Below are 19,463 nucleotides of genomic sequence, written 5' to 3'. Positions count from 1 at the left end.
CTTCAGGCGGTGACTGGTAGGATGTCGCCGCGCGGGAGCTTGCTCCCGCGTTGGCATGTCTGGAGTAAGCGAATTTTTACAGCATGCGACAACGCTCGGATGTTGGCGGTATGACCGGAAATGCTCCTGCTTTTCGAGTCGAAAGTACCGCATCGAATCAAAGACCAGGATCGTTGAATTGACGTGAGTTGGGTCCGGGCCTGTATTGGGGCTCAACGAGTTTGGCGAGGCTCAGGAGAGGTTTGCCGAACGTCCTTAAGAGTGCAAAGACTTATGGCAAAGCGTGACTATTACGAAGTATTGGGTGTTGAGCGTGGTTCAAGCGAGGCGGACCTGAAAAAGGCCTACCGTCGCCTGGCGATGAAACACCACCCGGACCGTAATCCCGATGACAAAGCGTCGGAAGATATGTTCAAGGAGGCCAACGAGGCCTACGAAGTGCTGTCCGATTCCAGCAAGCGCGCGGCCTATGACCAATACGGTCATGCCGGTGTCGACCCGAGTATGGGTGGCGGCGGTGCCGGGTTTGGCGGTCAGAACTTCTCCGACATCTTTGGCGATGTCTTCAGTGACTTCTTCGGTGGCGGTCGCGGCGGTGCTCGTGGCGGCGCTCAGCGCGGCAGCGACCTGCGTTACACCCTGGAGCTGAACCTGGAAGAAGCGGTGCGCGGCACGACCGTGAATATCCGCGTTCCGACACTGGTCAACTGCAAGCCGTGCGATGGCTCGGGTGCCAAGAAAGGCTCCTCACCGATCACTTGCCCGACGTGCGGCGGTATCGGTCAGGTGCGCATGCAGCAGGGTTTCTTCTCGGTGCAGCAGACCTGCCCGCGCTGCCATGGCCAGGGCAAGATCATTTCCGACCCGTGCGATTCCTGCCGCGGCGAAGGTCGTGTCGAAGAGTACAAGACCCTGTCGGTGAAAGTGCCGGCCGGTGTCGATACTGGCGACCGCATTCGTCTGTCTGGTGAAGGCGAGGCGGGTGCGCAGGGTGGCCCGACTGGCGACCTGTACGTGGTGATCAATGTGCGCGAGCACGCGATCTTCCAGCGTGACGGCAAGCACCTGTTCTGCGAAGTGCCAATCAGCTTTGTCGACGCAGCGCTGGGCGGCGAGCTGGAGATTCCGACCCTCGATGGTCGGGTCAAACTGAAGATCCCTGAAGGGACTCAGACCGGTAAGCAGTTCCGTGTTCGCGGTAAAGGCGTCGCGCCGGTTCGTGGTGGCGGTGCGGGTGACCTGATGTGTCGTGTGGCGGTCGAAACCCCGGTCAACCTGGGTCGTCGTCAGCGCGAATTGCTGGAGGAGTTGCGCAGCTCCCTGGCGGGTGACAACAGTCATTCGCCGAAAACCACCGGTTGGTTCGAAGGCGTGAAGCGCTTCTTCGGCGATTTGTAAGGAGTCGGCATGCGACGTATAGCTGTGATGGGCGCTGCCGGGCGCATGGGCAAGATTCTGGTCGAGGCGGTGCAGCAACGCGCACCGCTTACCGGTCTGACGGCAGCCATCGTGCGCCCCGGCAGCACGCTGATTGGTGTGGATGCTGGTGAGCTGGCATCGCTGGGGCGAATCGGTGTGCCGCTGTCCGGTAAGCTGGATGCGGTGGCCGATGAGTTCGATGTGTTGATCGACTTCACGCTTCCTGAAGTCATGCTGAAAAACCTGGCGTTCTGCCGTAAGGCGGGCAAGGCCATGGTGATCGGCACGACGGGATTGGACGCCGCGCAGAAACAGTTGCTGGTCGAGGCGAGCGAAGATATTGCGATTGTGTTCGCGGCGAATTTCAGTGTCGGTGTAAACCTGTCGCTGAAGCTGCTCGATATGGCGGCTCGTGTGCTGGGCGATGAGGCTGATATCGAAATCATCGAGGCCCATCATCGGCACAAAATCGATGCGCCTTCAGGCACGGCTCTGCGCATGGGCGAGGTGATCGCCAATGCGCTGGATCGTGATCTGCAGAAGGTTGCGGTTTATGGTCGTGAAGGTCACACCGGCGTGCGAGAGCGTGAAACGATCGGTTTCGCGACTGTTCGCGGTGGTGATGTGGTCGGTGATCATACGGTGCTGTTCGCCTGTGAGGGCGAGCGACTTGAGATTACTCACAAGGCATCCAGCCGCATGACCTTCGCCAAGGGCGCGGTACGTGCAGCTTTGTGGCTGGATGGTCGTGAGCCAGGCCTTTACGACATGCAAGACGTGCTCGATCTGCGGTAAGATGTGCCCGAAATCGGGTTCAAACTCAGCGTTTGGGCCCGGTTTTATTCCGCCAAGCGACGTCCTGTCGCATTCTCCGGCCTTTAGGGCTCATTGGCGGTAGACCAAAAAAGCCTTTTTCTGTAAGCTACAGCTTTAGTGTGTCCACTAAAAGCGCGCAGAATAATTCGGTGAAGAAGCGGGGTGACGTGTCCATACGTCACTCCGCTTTTTTACAACCTGCGATCGCCCTTTCAGGCTTTATTTACGGGAGGTCTTCTTGACTAAGCCAGCCATACTCGCCCTTGCTGATGGCAGCATTTTTCGCGGCGAAGCCATTGGAGCCGACGGTCAAACCGTTGGTGAGGTGGTGTTCAACACCGCAATGACCGGCTATCAGGAAATCCTTACCGATCCTTCCTACGCCCAACAGATCGTTACCCTGACGTACCCGCACATCGGCAATACCGGCACTACGCCGGAAGACGCCGAGTCCGACCGCGTCTGGTCCGCTGGCCTGGTCATCCGTGACCTGCCACTGGTTGCGAGCAACTGGCGCAACACGATGTCACTGTCCGACTACCTGAAAGCCAACAATGTGGTGGCAATCGCCGGTATCGACACTCGCCGCCTGACACGCATCCTGCGTGAGAAAGGCGCACAGAACGGCTGCATCATGGCCGGTGACAACATTTCCGAAGAAGCCGCCATCGCCGCCGCTCAGGGTTTCCCTGGCCTTAAAGGCATGGACTTGGCAAAAGTCGTCAGCACCAAAGAGAAGTATGAGTGGCGCTCGACTGTCTGGGATCTGAAAACCGACAGCCACGCGACTCTGGAAGCCTCCGAGCTGCCATATCACGTGGTGGCTTACGACTACGGCGTCAAGCTGAACATCCTGCGCATGCTGGTCGAGCGCGGTTGCCGCGTGACCGTGGTGCCTGCACAGACTCCGGCCGCCGAAGCGCTGGCACTGAAACCTGATGGCGTGTTCCTGTCCAACGGCCCGGGCGACCCTGAGCCATGCGACTACGCGATCCAGGCTATCAAGGACGTGCTGGAAACCGAGATTCCGGTGTTCGGCATCTGCCTCGGTCACCAACTGCTGGCTCTGGCCTCCGGCGCCAAGACCCTGAAAATGGGTCACGGCCACCACGGTGCCAACCACCCGGTCCAGGATCTGGACAGCGGTGTGGTGATGATCACCAGCCAGAACCACGGTTTTGCGGTAGACGAAGCGACCCTGCCAGGCAACGTTCGGGCGATCCACAAATCGCTGTTCGACGGCACCCTGCAAGGCATCGAGCGTACCGACAAGAGCGCCTTCAGCTTCCAGGGTCACCCTGAAGCCAGCCCTGGCCCGAACGACGTAGCGCCACTGTTTGATCGCTTCATCAACGAAATGGCCAAGCGACGCTAATCGCTCGCCCTGATGTAGCGAAGCCTGAGGGCGGTCCCGAAACCGGTGGCCCCCTCAAGGCTTCAGAGATTGAACAAGACGGCTTGCCGACTGACCTGCGGATTTGAGTGACAACCCATGCCAAAACGTACAGACATTAAAAGCATCCTGATTCTCGGCGCTGGCCCGATCGTGATCGGCCAGGCCTGCGAATTCGACTACTCCGGCGCCCAGGCCTGTAAAGCCCTGCGCGAAGAGGGTTACCGCGTCATCCTGGTGAACTCCAACCCGGCGACCATCATGACCGACCCGGACATGGCCGACGCCACGTACATCGAGCCGATCAAGTGGCAGACCGTTGCCAAGATCATCGAGAAAGAGCGTCCGGACGCGCTGCTGCCAACCATGGGTGGCCAGACCGCTCTGAACTGTGCACTGGACCTGGAGCGTGAAGGCGTTCTGGAGAAGTTCGGCGTAGAAATGATCGGCGCCAACGCTGACACCATCGACAAGGCCGAAGACCGTTCGCGCTTCGACAAGGCGATGAAATCCATCGGTCTGGACTGCCCGCGTTCGGGTATCGCCCACAGCATGGAAGAGGCCAACGCGGTTCTTGAGCGTCTCGGCTTCCCGTGCATCATTCGTCCGTCCTTCACCATGGGCGGCACCGGTGGCGGTATCGCTTACAACCGTGAAGAATTCGAAGAAATCTGCGCCCGCGGTCTGGACCTGTCGCCGACCAAAGAGCTGCTGATCGACGAATCGCTGATCGGCTGGAAAGAGTACGAGATGGAGGTTGTCCGCGATAAGAAGGACAACTGCATCATCGTCTGCTCCATCGAAAACTTTGACCCGATGGGCGTGCACACCGGTGACTCGATCACCGTTGCTCCGGCACAAACCCTGACGGACAAGGAATACCAGATCATGCGTAACGCCTCGTTGGCGGTACTGCGTGAGATCGGCGTGGAAACCGGCGGCTCCAACGTTCAGTTTGGCATCTGCCCGGACACTGGCCGTATGGTCGTGATCGAGATGAACCCGCGTGTATCCCGCTCTTCGGCACTGGCCTCGAAAGCCACTGGTTTCCCGATTGCGCGTATCGCTGCCAAGCTGGCGATCGGCTACACCCTGGACGAACTGCAGAACGAAATCACCGGCGGCGCTACTCCTGCATCCTTCGAGCCGTCCATCGACTACGTCGTGACCAAGCTGCCACGCTTCGCCTTCGAGAAATTCCCGAAAGCCGACGCGCGCCTGACCACTCAAATGAAGTCGGTCGGTGAAGTCATGGCCATCGGCCGGACCTTCCAGGAATCCCTGCAGAAAGCCCTGCGCGGTCTGGAAGTGGGCGTTTGCGGCCTGGACGAGAAGCTCGACCTGAGCAACCCGGAAAGCATGAGCATCCTCAAGCGCGAACTGACCGTGCCGGGCGCCGAGCGTATCTGGTACGTCGCTGACGCGTTCCGCGCCGGCCTGTCGGTCGAAGATATTTTCGGCATGAACATGATCGACCCGTGGTTCCTGGTGCAGATCGAAGATCTGATCAAGGAAGAAGAGAAGGTCAAGACCCTGGGTCTGGCCAGTATCGACCACGACTTGATGTTCCGCCTCAAGCGCAAAGGTTTCTCCGATATGCGTCTGGCCAAGCTGCTGGGCGTGACCGAGAAGGCTCTGCGTCGCCACCGTCACAAGCTGGAAATCTTCCCGGTCTACAAGCGCGTTGACACCTGCGCGGCCGAGTTCGCCACCGACACCGCTTACCTCTACTCGACGTACGAGGAAGAGTGCGAAGCCGCGCCGTCGGGCCGCGACAAGATCATGATCCTCGGCGGCGGTCCAAACCGTATCGGCCAGGGCATCGAGTTCGACTATTGCTGCGTGCACGCGGCACTGGCCCTGCGCGAAGACGGTTACGAGACCATCATGGTCAACTGCAACCCGGAAACCGTTTCCACCGACTACGACACCTCCGATCGCCTGTACTTCGAACCAGTGACCCTGGAAGACGTACTGGAAATCGTCCGCGTCGAGAAGCCGAAAGGCGTGATCGTCCAGTACGGCGGCCAAACCCCGCTGAAACTGGCTCGCGCCCTGGAAGAAGCCGGCGTGCCAATCATCGGCACCAGCCCTGACGCCATCGACCGTGCCGAAGACCGTGAGCGCTTCCAGCAAATGGTCGAGCGCCTGAACCTGCGTCAGCCGCCGAACGCCACCGTGCGCAGCGAAGACGAAGCGATTCGTGCCGCGGCCAAGATCGGTTACCCGCTGGTGGTTCGTCCGTCCTACGTACTGGGCGGCCGCGCGATGGAAATCGTCTACGAAGAAGAAGAGCTCAAGCGCTACCTGCGTGATGCGGTGAAAGTGTCCAACGACAGCCCGGTGCTGCTCGATCACTTCCTCAACTGCGCTATCGAAATGGACGTGGATGCGGTCTGCGACGGCACCGACGTGGTGATCGGCGCGATCATGCAGCACATCGAGCAGGCCGGCGTTCACTCCGGTGACTCCGCGTGCTCCCTGCCGCCGTACTCGCTGCCTGCTCACATCCAGGACGAGATGCGCGAGCAGGTCAAGAAAATGGCCCTGGAACTGGGCGTTGTCGGCCTGATGAACGTTCAGTTGGCACTGCAAGGCGAAGACATCTACGTCATTGAAGTCAACCCGCGCGCTTCCCGTACCGTACCGTTCGTGTCCAAGTGCATCGGTGTTTCCCTGGCAATGATCGCGGCTCGCGTGATGGCCGGTAAAACCCTGAAAGAAATCGGCTTCACCAAAGAAATCATTCCGAACTTCTACAGCGTGAAAGAGGCGGTGTTCCCATTCGCCAAATTCCCTGGCGTGGACCCGATCCTGGGCCCAGAGATGAAGTCCACCGGTGAAGTGATGGGTGTGGGCGACACCTTCGGCGAAGCCTTTGCCAAAGCCCAGATGGGTGCCAGCGAAGTGCTGCCGACTGGCGGTACCGCGTTCATCAGCGTGCGTGACGATGACAAGCCACTGGTTGCAGGCGTAGCCCGTGATCTGATCAACTTGGGCTTCGAAGTGGTCGCCACTGCCGGTACTGCCAAGCTGATCGAAGCTGCAGGCCTGAAAGTGCGTCGTGTGAACAAGGTGACCGAGGGTCGTCCGCACGTGGTCGACATGATCAAGAATGACGAAGTCACCCTGATCATCAACACCACCGAAGGTCGCCAGTCGATCGCCGATTCCTACTCCATTCGTCGTAATGCCTTGCAGCACAAGATCTACTGCACCACTACCATTGCTGCTGGCGAAGCTATCTGCGAAGCGCTGAAGTTCGGTCCCGAGAAGACCGTGCGCCGCTTGCAGGATCTACACGCAGGATTGAAGGCATGATCAAATACCCAATGACCGTCCAGGGCGCGAAAGCCCTGGAAGAAGAACACGCTCACCTGACCAAGGTCGTCCGTCCGAAGCTCAGCCAGGACATCGGTACGGCTCGCGAGTTGGGTGACTTGAAGGAAAACGCCGAATACCATGCTGCTCGCGAGCAGCAGGGTATGGTAGAGGCGCGGATTCGTGATATCGAAGGCCGGATTCAGAATCAGGTCATCATCGATGTCACGACCATTCCTCATACCGGCAAAGTGATTTTCGGCACCACCGTTGAAATCGCCAACGTCGAGACAGATGAAAGCGTCACTTACCACATCGTGGGTGAGGATGAGGCTGACTTCAAACTCGGCAAGATTTCGGTGGGTTCGCCACTGGCCCGCGCCTTGATTGCCAAGGAAGAGGGTGATGTGGTCGCCGTGAAAACGCCGGGTGGCGTTATCGAGTATGAGATTGTCGAAGTTCGCCACCTCTGAAAGAAGGCGCCCGCTACGTGCGGGCGCCATGCTTTGGCAGCTGACCCAAATGTTGTGGGTTGGCGGCCTGTGGCTGTTGCACATCGGTCTGCTGCCGGTGCTAGGGCGAATAGGCCTGGCACCGCTGCTGATCGACGAAATTGCAGGCATGCTGAATACGCTGATGGTGGGATTTGCCACGGCGTGTGTGAGTTTTCAGGCTTTGGTGCTGGTTCAGGCCGAGGGCCTTGCCAGTCTATGGCGCGATATTCGTGGGCAACTGCTGATGATGGCGCTGTATGGGGGGGCGATGTATTTCGCGGTCCACGTCGGCTGGCCGCACGCGGCGCATTGGCAGCTGTTCAGCTATCTTGTTCTGGGATTTTCCGGGCTGGTGCTGGTGATGCAACCGGTGCCGGGATGGAGTGTGAGGGTGCGCGAAGCACACCCTTGACCCTTGTCATCACTTGAAGCGATGGACGTTCGACAGCTGCTTGTTGACGCTGAAGTTCTTGCGGTAAATCAGTGCCATCTTGCCGATGACCTGAACCAGATCGGCTTTGCCGGCCTTGCAGAGTTCTGCAATGGCTGCCAGGCGCGATTCGCGATCGAGGATGTTGAGCTTGATTTTGATCAGCTCGTGATCCGCCAAAGCGCGTTCAAGTTCGGCTAACACACCTTCAGTCAAACCGTTGTCAGCCACAATCAAAACTGGTTTCAGATGGTGGCCAATGGATTTGTACTGTTTCTTCTGCTCTTGAGTGAGCGGCATAATCTGACCCTTTAGTCTGGATTCTGTAAAATGGCGGCCATTTTACCCGAGGGTTCGTGGATCCGCCCAATTAATCACGACCCTTATCATCGAGGTGCCCAATGGCGCGTTCCAAGACAAGCCTTGGTTGGCTGAAAAGACATGTCAATGATCCCTATGTGAAGCAGGCGCAGAAGGATGGTTACCGCTCGCGTGCGAGTTACAAGCTTCTGGAGGTCCAGGAGAAATACAAGCTGATCCGTCCGGGTATGAGCGTTGTCGACCTGGGTGCGGCGCCCGGCGGCTGGTCGCAGGTCACTAGTCGGCTGATCGGTGGTCAGGGGCGTCTGATCGCCTCGGACATCCTGGAAATGGACAGCATTCCGGACGTGACTTTCATCCAGGGTGACTTCACCCAGGACGAAGTGCTCGCTCAGATCCTTGAAGCCGTGGGTAATTCGCAGGTGGACCTTGTGATTTCCGATATGGCCCCCAATATGAGTGGTACGCCTGAGGTGGACATGCCAAAAGCCATGTTTCTATGTGAGCTGGCTCTTGATCTGGCGGCTCGGATACTCAAGCCGGGTGGTAATTTCGTGATCAAGGTGTTTCAGGGCGAAGGGTTTGATGCTTACGTGAAGGACGCTCGTCAGAAATTCGACAAGGTCCAGATGATCAAGCCGGACTCTTCCCGTGGCAGTTCCCGCGAGCAATACATGCTGGCTTGGGGCTACCGCGGCCGTAGTGAGTAAATCGAGGTTTTTTTGCGGGTCGATAGGTTTTTCGTATTTCGTCCCGTGAGCATTAGCGAATATTGTGTAGAAAGTGTTTCACAAAGGGTTACAGACGGCGCCTGCCAGAGCCGTAGGTAATGTAGTAAGTTAGGCCGGTGAATATCATGCGAAGCACGCGCCATTAGCGGAGCTTGCTTCAGAGGGTAGTTAATTGAACGATATGGCAAAGAATCTGATCCTGTGGTTGATCATCGCGGCTGTCCTGGTGACGGTGATGAACAACTTCTCCAGCCCTAACGAGCCGCAGACCCTCAACTATTCCGACTTCATCCAGCAGGTCAAGGATGGCAAGGTCGAGCGCGTAGCGGTTGATGGCTACGTGATTACCGGCAAGCGCAACGATGGCGACAGCTTCAAGACCATTCGTCCGGCAATCCAGGACAATGGCCTGATCGGCGACCTCGTGGATAACCACGTGGTGGTCGAAGGCAAGCAGCCTGAGCAGCAAAGCATCTGGACTCAACTCCTGGTCGCAAGCTTCCCGATCCTGGTGATCATCGCTGTCTTCATGTTCTTCATGCGGCAGATGCAGGGCGGTGCCGGTGGCAAGGGCGGGCCGATGAGCTTCGGCAAGAGCAAGGCGCGCCTGCTCTCTGAAGATCAGGTGAAAACCACTTTGGCTGACGTTGCCGGTTGCGACGAAGCCAAGGAAGAAGTTGGCGAGCTGGTCGAATTCCTGCGTGATCCGGGCAAGTTCCAGCGTTTGGGCGGTCGCATTCCTCGTGGCGTGCTGATGGTCGGTCCTCCTGGTACTGGTAAAACCTTGATCGCCAAGGCGATTGCCGGCGAAGCCAAAGTGCCGTTCTTCACCATTTCCGGTTCTGATTTCGTCGAAATGTTCGTCGGTGTCGGTGCCAGTCGTGTTCGTGACATGTTTGAGCAGGCGAAGAAGCACGCGCCATGCATCATCTTCATCGATGAAATCGACGCCGTCGGTCGCCACCGTGGTGCCGGCATGGGCGGCGGTCACGACGAGCGCGAACAGACACTCAACCAGTTGCTGGTAGAGATGGACGGCTTCGAAATGAATGACGGCATCATCGTCATTGCAGCGACCAACCGTCCCGACGTGCTGGACCCTGCATTGCTGCGTCCGGGCCGTTTCGACCGTCAGGTCGTGGTCGGTCTGCCGGATATACGTGGTCGCGAGCAGATTCTCAAAGTCCACATGCGCAAAGTGCCAATGGGTGACGACGTCGCTCCGGCTGTGATCGCGCGTGGTACTCCTGGTTTCTCCGGTGCCGACCTGGCCAACCTGGTGAACGAGGCGTCGTTGTTCGCAGCCCGTGCTGGCAAGCGCATCGTCGAGATGAAAGAGTTCGAACTGGCCAAAGACAAGATCATGATGGGTGCCGAGCGCAAATCCATGGTCATGTCCGAGAAAGAGAAGCAGAACACTGCTTATCACGAAGCTGGCCACGCTATCGTCGGTCGCGTCGTCCCTGAGCATGATCCGGTCTACAAAGTGTCGATCATCCCGCGCGGTCGCGCACTCGGTGTGACCATGTTCCTGCCGGAAGAAGATCGCTACAGCCTGTCCAAGCGTGCGCTGATCAGTCAGATCTGCTCGCTGTACGGCGGTCGTATCGCTGAAGAAATGACCCTGGGCTTCGACGGTGTCACCACTGGTGCATCCAACGACATCATGCGTGCCAGCCAGATCGCACGGAACATGGTGACCAAGTGGGGCTTGTCGGAAAAACTCGGCCCATTGATGTACGCCGAAGAAGAGGGCGAAGTGTTCCTCGGTCGTGGCGGTGGCGGTCAACATGCCAGCTTCTCCGGTGAGACAGCCAAGCTGATCGACTCCGAAGTACGCAGCATCATCGACCAGTGCTACGGCACGGCCAAACAGATCCTCACGGATAACCGTGACAAGCTTGACGCCATGGCGGATGCCTTGATGAAGTACGAAACGATCGATGCTGATCAGATCGATGACATCATGGCGGGTCGTGCTCCTCGCGAGCCTCGCGACTGGTCTGGCGGTAGTGATACTTCCGGCACGCCTCCGGCGGTGCAGGATGGGCGTCCGGAAACACCCATCGGTGGCCCGGCTGCTGACGTATAAGGTTTGAAATGACTTCTGTTCAGTCCTCGACCCGGTTGCCTTGCGGCAACCGGGTTCTTGATTTGGCCCAGACGCATGTCATGGGTATTCTCAATGTCACACCCGACTCCTTTTCCGATGGCGGCCGATACAGTCAGCTGGATGCGGCGCTGCGCCACGCCGAGGCGATGGTGGCGGCTGGCGCGACGCTGATCGACGTTGGTGGCGAATCGACCCGGCCCGGTGCCAGGGCGGTTTCACCGCTTGAAGAGCTCGAGCGTGTAGCGCCTATCGTTGAGCGCATCAGTCGTGAACTCGATGTGATCATTTCGGTCGATACCTCCACACCGGCAGTTATGCGTGAAACCGCAAGGCTGGGGGCGGGTTTGATCAATGATGTGCGTTCGTTACGCCGAGACGGAGCCCTGGATGCAGCTGCAGCCACCGGTTTGCCGGTGTGTCTGATGCATATGCTCGGTGAGCCGGGCGACATGCAGGACAATCCGCAGTACCAGGATGTGACGAAAGAGGTTGGCGAGTTTCTCGCCGAGCGGATGCTCCAGTGTGCGTTGGTAGGTATCCCTGCCGAGCGGATCATCCTCGATCCGGGCTTCGGCTTCGCGAAAACCTTGCAGCACAACTTGAGCTTGTTTAAGCATATGGAGGCCTTGCATGCCTTGGGGCGGCCCCTGTTGGTCGGGGTTTCGCGAAAGAGCATGATCGGGCATGCCTTGAATCGGCCGGTGGGGGAGCGCCTGCATGGCGGTTTAGCGCTCGCGGCACTGGCTTCAATCAAGGGGGCGCGTATATTGCGCGTCCATGATGTGGCTGAAACCGTCGATGTGGTGCGGATGATCGCCGCCGTAGAATCAGCCGAATAAGAATGATGGAGTACTTATGAGCAAAAAATACTTTGGCACCGACGGCATTCGTGGTCGGGTCGGTGAATACCCGATTACTCCTGATTTCATGCTCAAGCTTGGCTGGGCGGCAGGCATGGCATTTCGCAGCATGGGTGCCTGCAAAGTGCTCGTGGGCAAGGACACCCGGATCTCCGGTTACATGTTCGAATCGGCGCTTGAGGCCGGGCTGACCTCGGCAGGTGCTGATGTGATGCTCCTGGGGCCGATGCCGACGCCGGCCATCGCCTATCTGACACGTACCTTTCATGCCGAAGCCGGCATCGTGATCAGCGCTTCGCACAACCCTCATGACGACAACGGCATCAAGTTTTTCTCCGGGAAGGGCACCAAGCTTCCGGATGAAGTCGAGCTGATGATCGAAGAGTTGCTCGACACCCCGATGACCGTGGTTGAGTCGAGCAAGATCGGCAAAGTATCGCGAATCAACGATGCCTCGGGCCGTTATATCGAGTTCTGCAAGAGCAGCGTTCCGACCGGTACCAGTTTCGCTGGGCTGAAGATCGTGATCGACTGTGCCCACGGTGCGACTTATAAAGTGGCGCCTAGTGTGTTCCGTGAGCTGGGAGCCGATGTCGTTGTGCTTTCTGCTCATCCTAATGGCCTGAACATCAATGAAAATTGCGGTTCGACCCATATGGAGCCGCTGCAAGCTGCCGTATTGGCCGAGCACGCCGATTTGGGTATTGCCTTTGACGGTGATGGTGACCGGGTCCAGATGGTCGATCACACTGGCACTGTCGTCGACGGCGATGAGTTGTTGTTTATCATTGCTCGCGATCTGCAAGAGCGCGGCAAGTTGCAGGGCGGTGTGGTCGGTACGCTGATGAGTAACCTGGGGCTGGAGTTGGCCCTGGCGGATCTGGCGATTCCTTTTGTGCGCGCCAACGTTGGCGACCGTTACGTGATTTCCGAGTTGCTGGAGCGCGATTGGCAGGTGGGCGGGGAAAACTCGGGGCACATTGTCTGCTTCAGTCACACCACTACGGGTGATGCAATTATTGCCGCGTTGCAGGTGTTGATGGCCCTGAAGAGGCGCGTAGAAAGCCTGGCTCAGTCCCGTCAGGCGTTGCGCAAGTGTCCTCAGGTGCTGATCAATGTCCGGTTTGGCGGTGGTGCGAATCCAATCGAACATCCGACCGTCAAGGAGGCCAGCGACCGTGTTACTCAGGCGATGGCCGGTCGTGGGCGCGTGCTGTTGCGCAAGTCCGGGACAGAGCCGCTGGTGCGGGTCATGGTCGAGGGCGAGGACGAAACGCAGGTTCGCGGTTACGCCGAAGAGCTCGCAAAACTGGTAACTGAAGTTTCTGCCTGATTTCGGCTTGCCAGCCATGATTGTGTTGGGTAACATCTGCGCCCACTTTGACCGACGAGGTACAGCATGCGTCGCCCTATGGTAGCTGGTAACTGGAAGATGCACGGTACCCGCGCCAGCGTCGCTGAGCTGATCAATGGCCTTAGTCATCTGGCCTTGCCAAGCGGTGTTGATGTCGCGGTATTCCCGCCTTGCTTGCATATCAATCAAGTGATTGATGGCTTGAAAGGCAAGTCGATTTCGGTCGGCGCGCAGAATTCTGCAGTGGAATCCATGCAAGGTGCGTTGACCGGTGAAATTGCGCCGAGTCAGTTGGTGGATGCAGGTTGTTCCCTGGTGCTTGTCGGGCACTCCGAGCGCCGCCAGATAATGGGCGAGCAGGATGGAATGCTGATTCGCAAGTTCGCAGCGGCGCAGGCATGTGGCTTGATTCCGGTGTTGTGTGTCGGGGAGACCCTCGAAGAGCGCGAAGCTGGAAAAACTCTTGAGGTTGTCGGGCGTCAGCTTGGCAGTATCATTGAGGAGCTGGGTGCAGGTGTCTTTGCAAAGGCAGTAATCGCTTACGAGCCGGTCTGGGCCATTGGCACCGGGCTGACTGCTTCGCCGCAACAGGCGCAGGATGTGCACGCAGCCATTCGCGCTCAGTTGGCGGCAGAGAATTCTGAAGTCGCGCAAGGTGTGCGGCTTCTATACGGCGGCAGCGTGAAGGCGGCCAATGCGGTCGAACTGTTCGGCATGCCGGATATCGATGGGGGGCTCATTGGTGGAGCTTCCCTGAATGCAGATGAGTTCGGTGCGATTTGTCGCGCCGCGGGAAACTGAAAAAATGCTGGAAACAGTCGTAGTCGTTTTTCATCTGCTGGGTGCATTGGGCGTAGTTGCTCTGGTTTTGCTGCAGCAGGGTAAAGGTGCGGATGCTGGCGCGTCTTTCGGAGCAGGTGCTTCAAATACTGTGTTCGGAAGCCAAGGTTCCTCTACCTTTCTTAGTAAGTTTACTGCTATACTTGCCGCCGGTTTCTTCATAACCAGCTTGGGGTTAGGTTACTTTGCTAAAGAGAAGGCTCACCAGCTGACTCAAGTAGGTTTGCCAAACCCAGCAGTGTTGGAAGTTCCAAAGCAACAACCGGCTTCTGATGATGTACCGGTGCTTCAAGAGCAAAAGTCGGCTACTCCAGCGACTGACGTACCTCCAGCTCAAGAGCAGAAGTAAGAAGGGTTTCAAACGTAGTATTGCCGAGGTGGTGGAATTGGTAGACACGCAACCTTGAGGTGGTTGTGCCCATAGGGTGTAGGGGTTCGAGTCCCCTTCTCGGTACCAATTATCAGGAGAGCCCGCTGTTGCGGGCTTTCTTGTAGGTGGAAGGTTACATTGACCCTGTCAGGGATCGGTCGTATACTTCCGCCCCAGCTTTGTCGCGGGGTGGAGCAGTCTGGTAGCTCGTCGGGCTCATAACCCGAAGGTCGTCGGTTCAAATCCGGCCCCCGCAACCAGTTTAAGGAGCCCCTTTTAAGGGGCTTTTTGTTAGCTGGACACTTTCAACGCCGCTGTTCAACGGCGTATCAAGGATGGGCGTTTCGCCCATTTTTTTATTTTGCACAGCATGCACATACATGCACGAGGGGGTTCAGGTGTCGAGCAAGCTAGAAGAGTTGCAGGCCTTGCTGGCCCCGGTGGTCGTGGCCCTAGGCTATGAATGCTGGGGTATTGAGTTTTCGGCTCAAGGTCGCCACTCAATGTTGCGCGTTTATATTGATAAAGAGGGCGGCGTGCTGGTGGACGATTGTGCCATCGTCAGCCGTCAGATCAGTGGTGTACTGGATGTTGAAGATCCGATCGCCGTTGAATACACCCTTGAAGTTTCCTCGCCTGGCATGGAACGCCCACTGTTCACTATTGAGCAGTTTGCAAAATTTGCCGGTGAACAAGTGAAGATCAAGCTGCGCTCGCCTTTTGAAGGTCGGCGCAACTTTCAGGGCCTTCTGCGCGGTGTAGAAGAGCAGGACGTCGTGGTGCAGGTTGAAGACCATGAGTTCCTGTTGCCGATCGATATGATCGACAAGGCCAACATTATTCCCAGTTTTGACTGAGACGCGGATCCCGCGGATCCAATGGCTTGCGAAAGGCGAGGCGTACGATGAGCAAAGAAGTACTGCTGGTTGTTGAGTCGGTATCCAATGAAAAGGGCGTACCGGCAAACGTAATTTTTGAAGCGCTGGAGCTGGCCCTGGCCACTGCTACCAAAAAGCGTTTTGAGGACGAAGTCGATCTGCGTGTGGAAATCAATCGCCACACCGGTGCTTACGAGACATTCCGTCGCTGGACGGTCGTCGAAGAAGCAGACCTGGACGATCCGGCCATCGAAACCTGGCCGAGCAAGGTTGCAGAAACGCATCCTGGTGCCAAGGTCGGCGATGTTGTCGAAGAAAAGATCGAATCCATCGAGTTCGGCCGCATTGCTGCACAGACCGCCAAGCAGGTCATCGTGCAGAAAGTTCGCGAAGCCGAGCGTGCTCAAGTCGTTGACGCCTATCGCGAGCGCCTGGGAGAAATCATCTCCGGCACCGTGAAGAAAGTCACCCGTGACAACGTGATCGTCGATCTGGGCAATAACGCTGAAGCGTTGCTGGCCCGTGAAGACATCATTTCTCGCGAAACCTTCCGGGTTGGCGTGCGTCTGCGTGCGCTGCTCAAGGAAATCCGCACCGAGAACCGCGGCCCTCAGCTGATCCTGTCGCGTACTGCGCCGGAAATGCTGATCGAGTTGTTCCGCATCGAAGTGCCGGAAATCGCTGAAGGCCTGATCGAAGTAATGGCTGCGTCCCGCGACCCGGGTTCGCGCGCCAAGATCGCGGTCCGCTCCAAAGACAAACGTATTGATCCGCAAGGCGCTTGCATCGGTATGCGCGGTTCGCGCGTCCAGGCAGTGTCGGGCGAATTGGGCGGTGAGCGTGTGGATATCGTCCTGTGGGACGATAACCCGGCTCAGTTCGTGATCAATGCAATGTCGCCGGCTGAAGTGGCGGCAATTATCGTTGACGAAGATGCCCATGCAATGGACATCGCCGTTGGCGCAGACAATCTTGCTCAGGCCATCGGTCGCGGTGGTCAGAACGTGCGTCTGGCTAGCCAGTTGACTGGCTGGACCCTGAACGTGATGACCGAATCGGACATCCAGGCTAAGCAGCAAGCAGAAACCGGCGACATCCTGCGCAACTTCATCGACGAGCTGGAAGTCGACGAAGACCTGGCACAGGTGCTGGTAGATGAAGGCTTTACCAGCCTGGAAGAGATTGCCTACGTACCGTTGGAAGAAATGCTCAACATCGACGGCTTTGACGAAGAAACCGTCAACGAGCTTCGCGCTCGCGCCAAGGATCGTTTGTTGACTAAAGCCATCGCTACTGAGGAAAAGCTGGCAGACGCCCATCCGGCCGAAGACCTGCTCTCGCTTGAGGGTATGGACAAGGATTTGGCGATGGAACTGGCGGTGCGCGGCGTAATTACCCGCGAAGACCTGGCCGAGCAGTCTATTGACGACCTGCTCGACATCGACGGCATTGACGATGATCGTGCCGGCAAGTTGATCATGGCCGCCCGAGCCCATTGGTTCGAGTAATTAGGCGCGGCCTGAGGAGAGAAGTGCATGACGCAAGTCACGGTGAAACAACTGGCCGATGAGGTCAAAACACCGGTAGAGCGCCTGTTGCAGCAGATGCGTGAGGCAGGTCTGCCGCACACCGCCGCCGATGAAGGTGTGAGCGATAGTGAGAAGCAGTCTTTGCTGACTCACTTGAAGAGCAGCCACAAGGCGAAAGTGGAAGAACCGCGCAAGATTACATTGCAGCGCAAAACCACCAGCACCCTGCGTGTTGCTGGTAGCAAGAGCATCAGCGTTGAAGTACGCAAGAAGAAAGTCTTCGTACAACGCAGCCCGGAAGAAATCGAAGCCGAGCGCAAACGCGAACTGGAAGAACGCCGCGCAGTAGAAAATGCTGCACGTCAGAAGGCTGAAGAAGAAGCCAAGCGTCGCGCCGAAGAAGAAGCGCGTCGCCAGCCTGCTGCTGCGCAAACCGCTACTAACGACGCCGTTGCAGCGCCTGCTGCAGTCGCCGAACCAGTGCGTGAAAGCGCACCGGTTGTTGCAGCTGCACCAGCACCTGCGGCCGATACTCGCAAACGCGACGAACAGCGTCGTCCGGACAAACCACGTGCCGACGATAGCAATCGTCGTGGCAGTGGCGATGGCGAGCGCAAAAACGCTCCGCATCGTGCTTCGGTCAAGGAAAAAGCGCCTGCTCCACGTGTTGCGCCACGTACTACCGACGAAGAAAGCGATGGCTTCCGTCGTGGTGGTCGCGGCAAGGCCAAGCTGAAGAAGCGCAACGCCCACGGTTTCCAGAGCCCAACCGGCCCTGTTGTGCGCGAAGTGAAGATCGGCGAGACCATCACTGTTGGCGATCTCGCCCAGCAGATGTCGGTCAAGGCTGCTGAAATCATCAAGTTCATGTTCAAACTGGGTACTCCAGCAACCATCAACCAGGTACTGGATCAGGAAACTGCCCAACTGGTTGCCGAAGAGCTGGGCCACAAAGTGACCCTGGTCAGCGACACCGCCCTGGAAGATTCCCTGGCCGAGTCCCTGAAGTTTGAAGGTGAAGCGTTCTCCCGTGCACCGGTCGTGACCGTAATGGGCCACGTTGACCACGGTAAGACCTCGCTGCTCGACTACATCCGTCGTGCCAAGGTAGCTGCTGGCGAAGCCGGTGGTATCACTCAGCACATCGGTGCGTACCACGTTGAAACCGAACGTGGCATGGTCACCTTCCTCGACACCCCTGGTCACGCCGCGTTTACCGCCATGCGTGCCCGTGGTGCCAAGGCGACCGACATCGTGATCCTGGTGGTTGCAGCGGACGACGGCGTAATGCCGCAGACCGTTGAAGCCGTTCAGCACGCCAAGGCTGCTGGTGTTCCGCTGGTTGTTGCAGTGAACAAAATCGACAAGCCGGGCGCCGATCTCGATCGCATCCGTAGCGAACTGTCGGTTCACGGCGTGACCTCGGAAGAGTGGGGCGGCGACACCCCGTTCGTATCGGTTTCGGCGAAAGTCGGTACTGGCGTAGACGAGTTGCTCGAAGCTGTTCTGCTGCAAGCTGAAGTTCTCGAACTGAAAGCGACCCCTTCGGCTCCTGGCCGTGGCGTTGTGGTTGAATCGCGTCTCGACAAAGGTCGTGGCCCGGTTGCAACCGTTCTGGTTCAAGACGGTACCCTGCGCCAAGGCGACATGGTGCTGGTCGGTTCGAACTATGGCCGCGTTCGCGCCATGCTCGACGAGAACGGCAAGCCAATCAAGGAAGCCGGTCCTTCCATCCCTGTCGAGATTCTCGGCCTGGACGGTACCCCGGACGCTGGCGACGAGATGAGTGTTGTTGCCGACGAGAAGAAAGCCCGTGAAGTGGCTCTGTTCCGTCAAGGCAAGTTCCGCGAAGTCAAGCTGGCCCGTGCTCACGCCGGCAAGCTTGAAAATATCTTCGAGAACATGGGTCAGGAAGAGAAGAAGACGCTCAACATCGTCCTCAAATCCGACGTCCGTGGTTCGCTGGAAGCGTTGAACGGTGCCTTGAACGGCCTGGGTAACGACGAAGTGCAAGTGCGTGTGGTCGGTGGCGGTGTCGGTGGTATCACCGAATCCGACGCCAACCTGGCACTGGCCTCCAACGCTGTACTGTTCGGCTTCAACGTGCGTGCCGATGCCGGCGCTCGCAAGATCGTCGAGCAGGAAGGTCTGGATATGCGTTACTACAACGTGATCTACGACATCATCGAAGACGTCAAGAAAGCCCTCACCGGTATGCTGGGCAGCGATGTTCGCGAGAACATCCTGGGTACCGCTGAAGTGCGTGACGTGTTCCGTTCGCCGAAGTTTGGCGCGATCGCCGGTTGCATGGTTATCGAAGGTGTTGTTCACCGTAACCGTCCAATCCGTGTACTGCGTGAAGACATCGTTATCTTCGAAGGCGAGCTGGAATCCCTGCGCCGCTTCAAGGATGACGCTTCCGAAGTACGTGCCGGCATGGAATGCGGTATCGGCGTGAAGAGCTACAACGACGTCAAAGTCGGCGACAAGATCGAAGTCTTCGAGAAGGTGCAGGTTGCTCGCAGCCTCTAACTCGCGTACTTCAAGGGCCACGATGAGCCGCCGCATGCAGATGCGCGGCGCAACGTCCGGAC

General features: G+C 58.0%; 16 protein-coding genes and 2 tRNA genes. 17 read left to right on the top strand and 1 reads right to left on the bottom strand.

Annotated features, from left to right (window positions below; translation table 11 throughout):
- Positions 1 to 273: 273 nt before the first annotated feature.
- The 6 genes from dnaJ (at position 274) to KGB18_RS15810 (ending at position 7,855) form a co-directional block, all read left to right on the top strand.
- Complete coding sequence (gene dnaJ, locus KGB18_RS15835) at positions 274 to 1,398, top strand: molecular chaperone DnaJ (RefSeq protein WP_008067198.1); 1,125 nt, start codon at positions 274 to 276, stop codon at positions 1,396 to 1,398.
- A 9-nt stretch (positions 1,399 to 1,407) separates the two neighbouring features.
- Positions 1,408 to 2,214 carry a 4-hydroxy-tetrahydrodipicolinate reductase gene (gene dapB, locus KGB18_RS15830; RefSeq protein WP_123355995.1) on the top strand — a complete coding sequence of 269 codons (807 nt, stop codon included), beginning with the start codon at positions 1,408 to 1,410 and terminating at the stop codon, positions 2,212 to 2,214.
- A gap of 259 nt (positions 2,215 to 2,473) precedes the next feature.
- Positions 2,474 to 3,610 carry a glutamine-hydrolyzing carbamoyl-phosphate synthase small subunit gene (carA, locus tag KGB18_RS15825; protein WP_008005476.1) on the top strand — a complete coding sequence of 379 codons (1,137 nt, stop codon included), beginning with the start codon at positions 2,474 to 2,476 and terminating at the stop codon, positions 3,608 to 3,610.
- Positions 3,611 to 3,727: 117 nt separating this feature from the next.
- Complete coding sequence (gene carB / locus KGB18_RS15820; RefSeq protein WP_038978902.1) at positions 3,728 to 6,949, top strand: carbamoyl-phosphate synthase large subunit; 3,222 nt, start codon at positions 3,728 to 3,730, stop codon at positions 6,947 to 6,949.
- A complete protein-coding gene (greA, locus tag KGB18_RS15815) occupies positions 6,946 to 7,422 on the top strand; it encodes a transcription elongation factor GreA (RefSeq protein WP_123721315.1) in 477 nt (158 codons plus the stop codon). Before carB ends, greA begins: the two co-directional genes overlap by 4 nt.
- Before the next feature lie 28 nt (positions 7,423 to 7,450).
- A complete protein-coding gene (locus KGB18_RS15810; protein ID WP_123721314.1) occupies positions 7,451 to 7,855 on the top strand; it encodes an MFS transporter in 405 nt (134 codons plus the stop codon).
- Positions 7,856 to 7,864: 9 nt separating this feature from the next.
- Here the strand turns inward: KGB18_RS15810 and KGB18_RS15805 are convergent, their stop codons facing one another.
- Positions 7,865 to 8,173 (bottom strand): YhbY family RNA-binding protein, encoded by a 309-nt coding sequence (locus KGB18_RS15805; RefSeq protein ID WP_007900503.1) that lies wholly within the window; start codon positions 8,171 to 8,173, stop codon positions 7,865 to 7,867.
- Between the two features lie 101 nt (positions 8,174 to 8,274).
- Here KGB18_RS15805 and rlmE point away from each other — a divergent pair, with 101 nt between their 5' ends.
- The 11 genes from rlmE (at position 8,275) to infB (ending at position 19,401) form a co-directional block, all read left to right on the top strand.
- The gene (rlmE, locus tag KGB18_RS15800; protein WP_007900501.1) at positions 8,275 to 8,904 is read left to right on the top strand and encodes a 23S rRNA (uridine(2552)-2'-O)-methyltransferase RlmE; all 630 of its coding nucleotides are present in this window, start codon (positions 8,275 to 8,277) and stop codon (positions 8,902 to 8,904) included.
- A gap of 202 nt (positions 8,905 to 9,106) precedes the next feature.
- Positions 9,107 to 11,017 carry an ATP-dependent zinc metalloprotease FtsH gene (gene ftsH / locus KGB18_RS15795; protein ID WP_030128083.1) on the top strand — a complete coding sequence of 637 codons (1,911 nt, stop codon included), beginning with the start codon at positions 9,107 to 9,109 and terminating at the stop codon, positions 11,015 to 11,017.
- Between the two features lie 8 nt (positions 11,018 to 11,025).
- Positions 11,026 to 11,877, top strand: coding sequence for a dihydropteroate synthase (gene folP / locus KGB18_RS15790; protein ID WP_223570207.1), 852 nt, complete (start codon positions 11,026 to 11,028; stop codon positions 11,875 to 11,877).
- A 16-nt stretch (positions 11,878 to 11,893) separates the two neighbouring features.
- On the top strand, positions 11,894 to 13,231 hold the full coding sequence (gene glmM / locus KGB18_RS15785) for a phosphoglucosamine mutase (protein ID WP_052965664.1): 1,338 nt from the start codon (positions 11,894 to 11,896) through the stop codon (positions 13,229 to 13,231).
- Positions 13,232 to 13,297: 66 nt separating this feature from the next.
- Positions 13,298 to 14,053, top strand: coding sequence for a triose-phosphate isomerase (gene tpiA, locus KGB18_RS15780; RefSeq protein ID WP_123721311.1), 756 nt, complete (start codon positions 13,298 to 13,300; stop codon positions 14,051 to 14,053).
- A gap of 4 nt (positions 14,054 to 14,057) precedes the next feature.
- Positions 14,058 to 14,441: a preprotein translocase subunit SecG gene (secG, locus tag KGB18_RS15775; RefSeq protein ID WP_017336473.1), complete on the top strand. Its 384-nt coding sequence runs from the start codon at positions 14,058 to 14,060 to the stop codon at positions 14,439 to 14,441.
- A gap of 22 nt (positions 14,442 to 14,463) precedes the next feature.
- Positions 14,464 to 14,549, top strand: a tRNA-Leu gene (locus tag KGB18_RS15770).
- Between the two features lie 96 nt (positions 14,550 to 14,645).
- A tRNA-Met gene (locus KGB18_RS15765) sits at positions 14,646 to 14,722 on the top strand.
- Between the two features lie 138 nt (positions 14,723 to 14,860).
- A complete protein-coding gene (gene rimP, locus KGB18_RS15760; RefSeq protein ID WP_010463487.1) occupies positions 14,861 to 15,319 on the top strand; it encodes a ribosome maturation factor RimP in 459 nt (152 codons plus the stop codon).
- A 47-nt stretch (positions 15,320 to 15,366) separates the two neighbouring features.
- Positions 15,367 to 16,848 carry a transcription termination factor NusA gene (gene nusA / locus KGB18_RS15755; RefSeq protein WP_007900474.1) on the top strand — a complete coding sequence of 494 codons (1,482 nt, stop codon included), beginning with the start codon at positions 15,367 to 15,369 and terminating at the stop codon, positions 16,846 to 16,848.
- Positions 16,849 to 16,875: 27 nt separating this feature from the next.
- A complete protein-coding gene (infB, locus tag KGB18_RS15750; RefSeq protein ID WP_007900470.1) occupies positions 16,876 to 19,401 on the top strand; it encodes a translation initiation factor IF-2 in 2,526 nt (841 codons plus the stop codon).
- Positions 19,402 to 19,463 lie beyond the last annotated feature (62 nt).

The organism is Pseudomonas sp. BF-R-26 (genome assembly GCF_019947395.1).
Lineage (GTDB): Bacteria > Pseudomonadota > Gammaproteobacteria > Pseudomonadales > Pseudomonadaceae > Aquipseudomonas > Aquipseudomonas farris.
The sequence above is the reverse complement of the archived record's forward strand: the minus strand, read 5'-3'. Positions and strand labels throughout refer to the sequence as shown.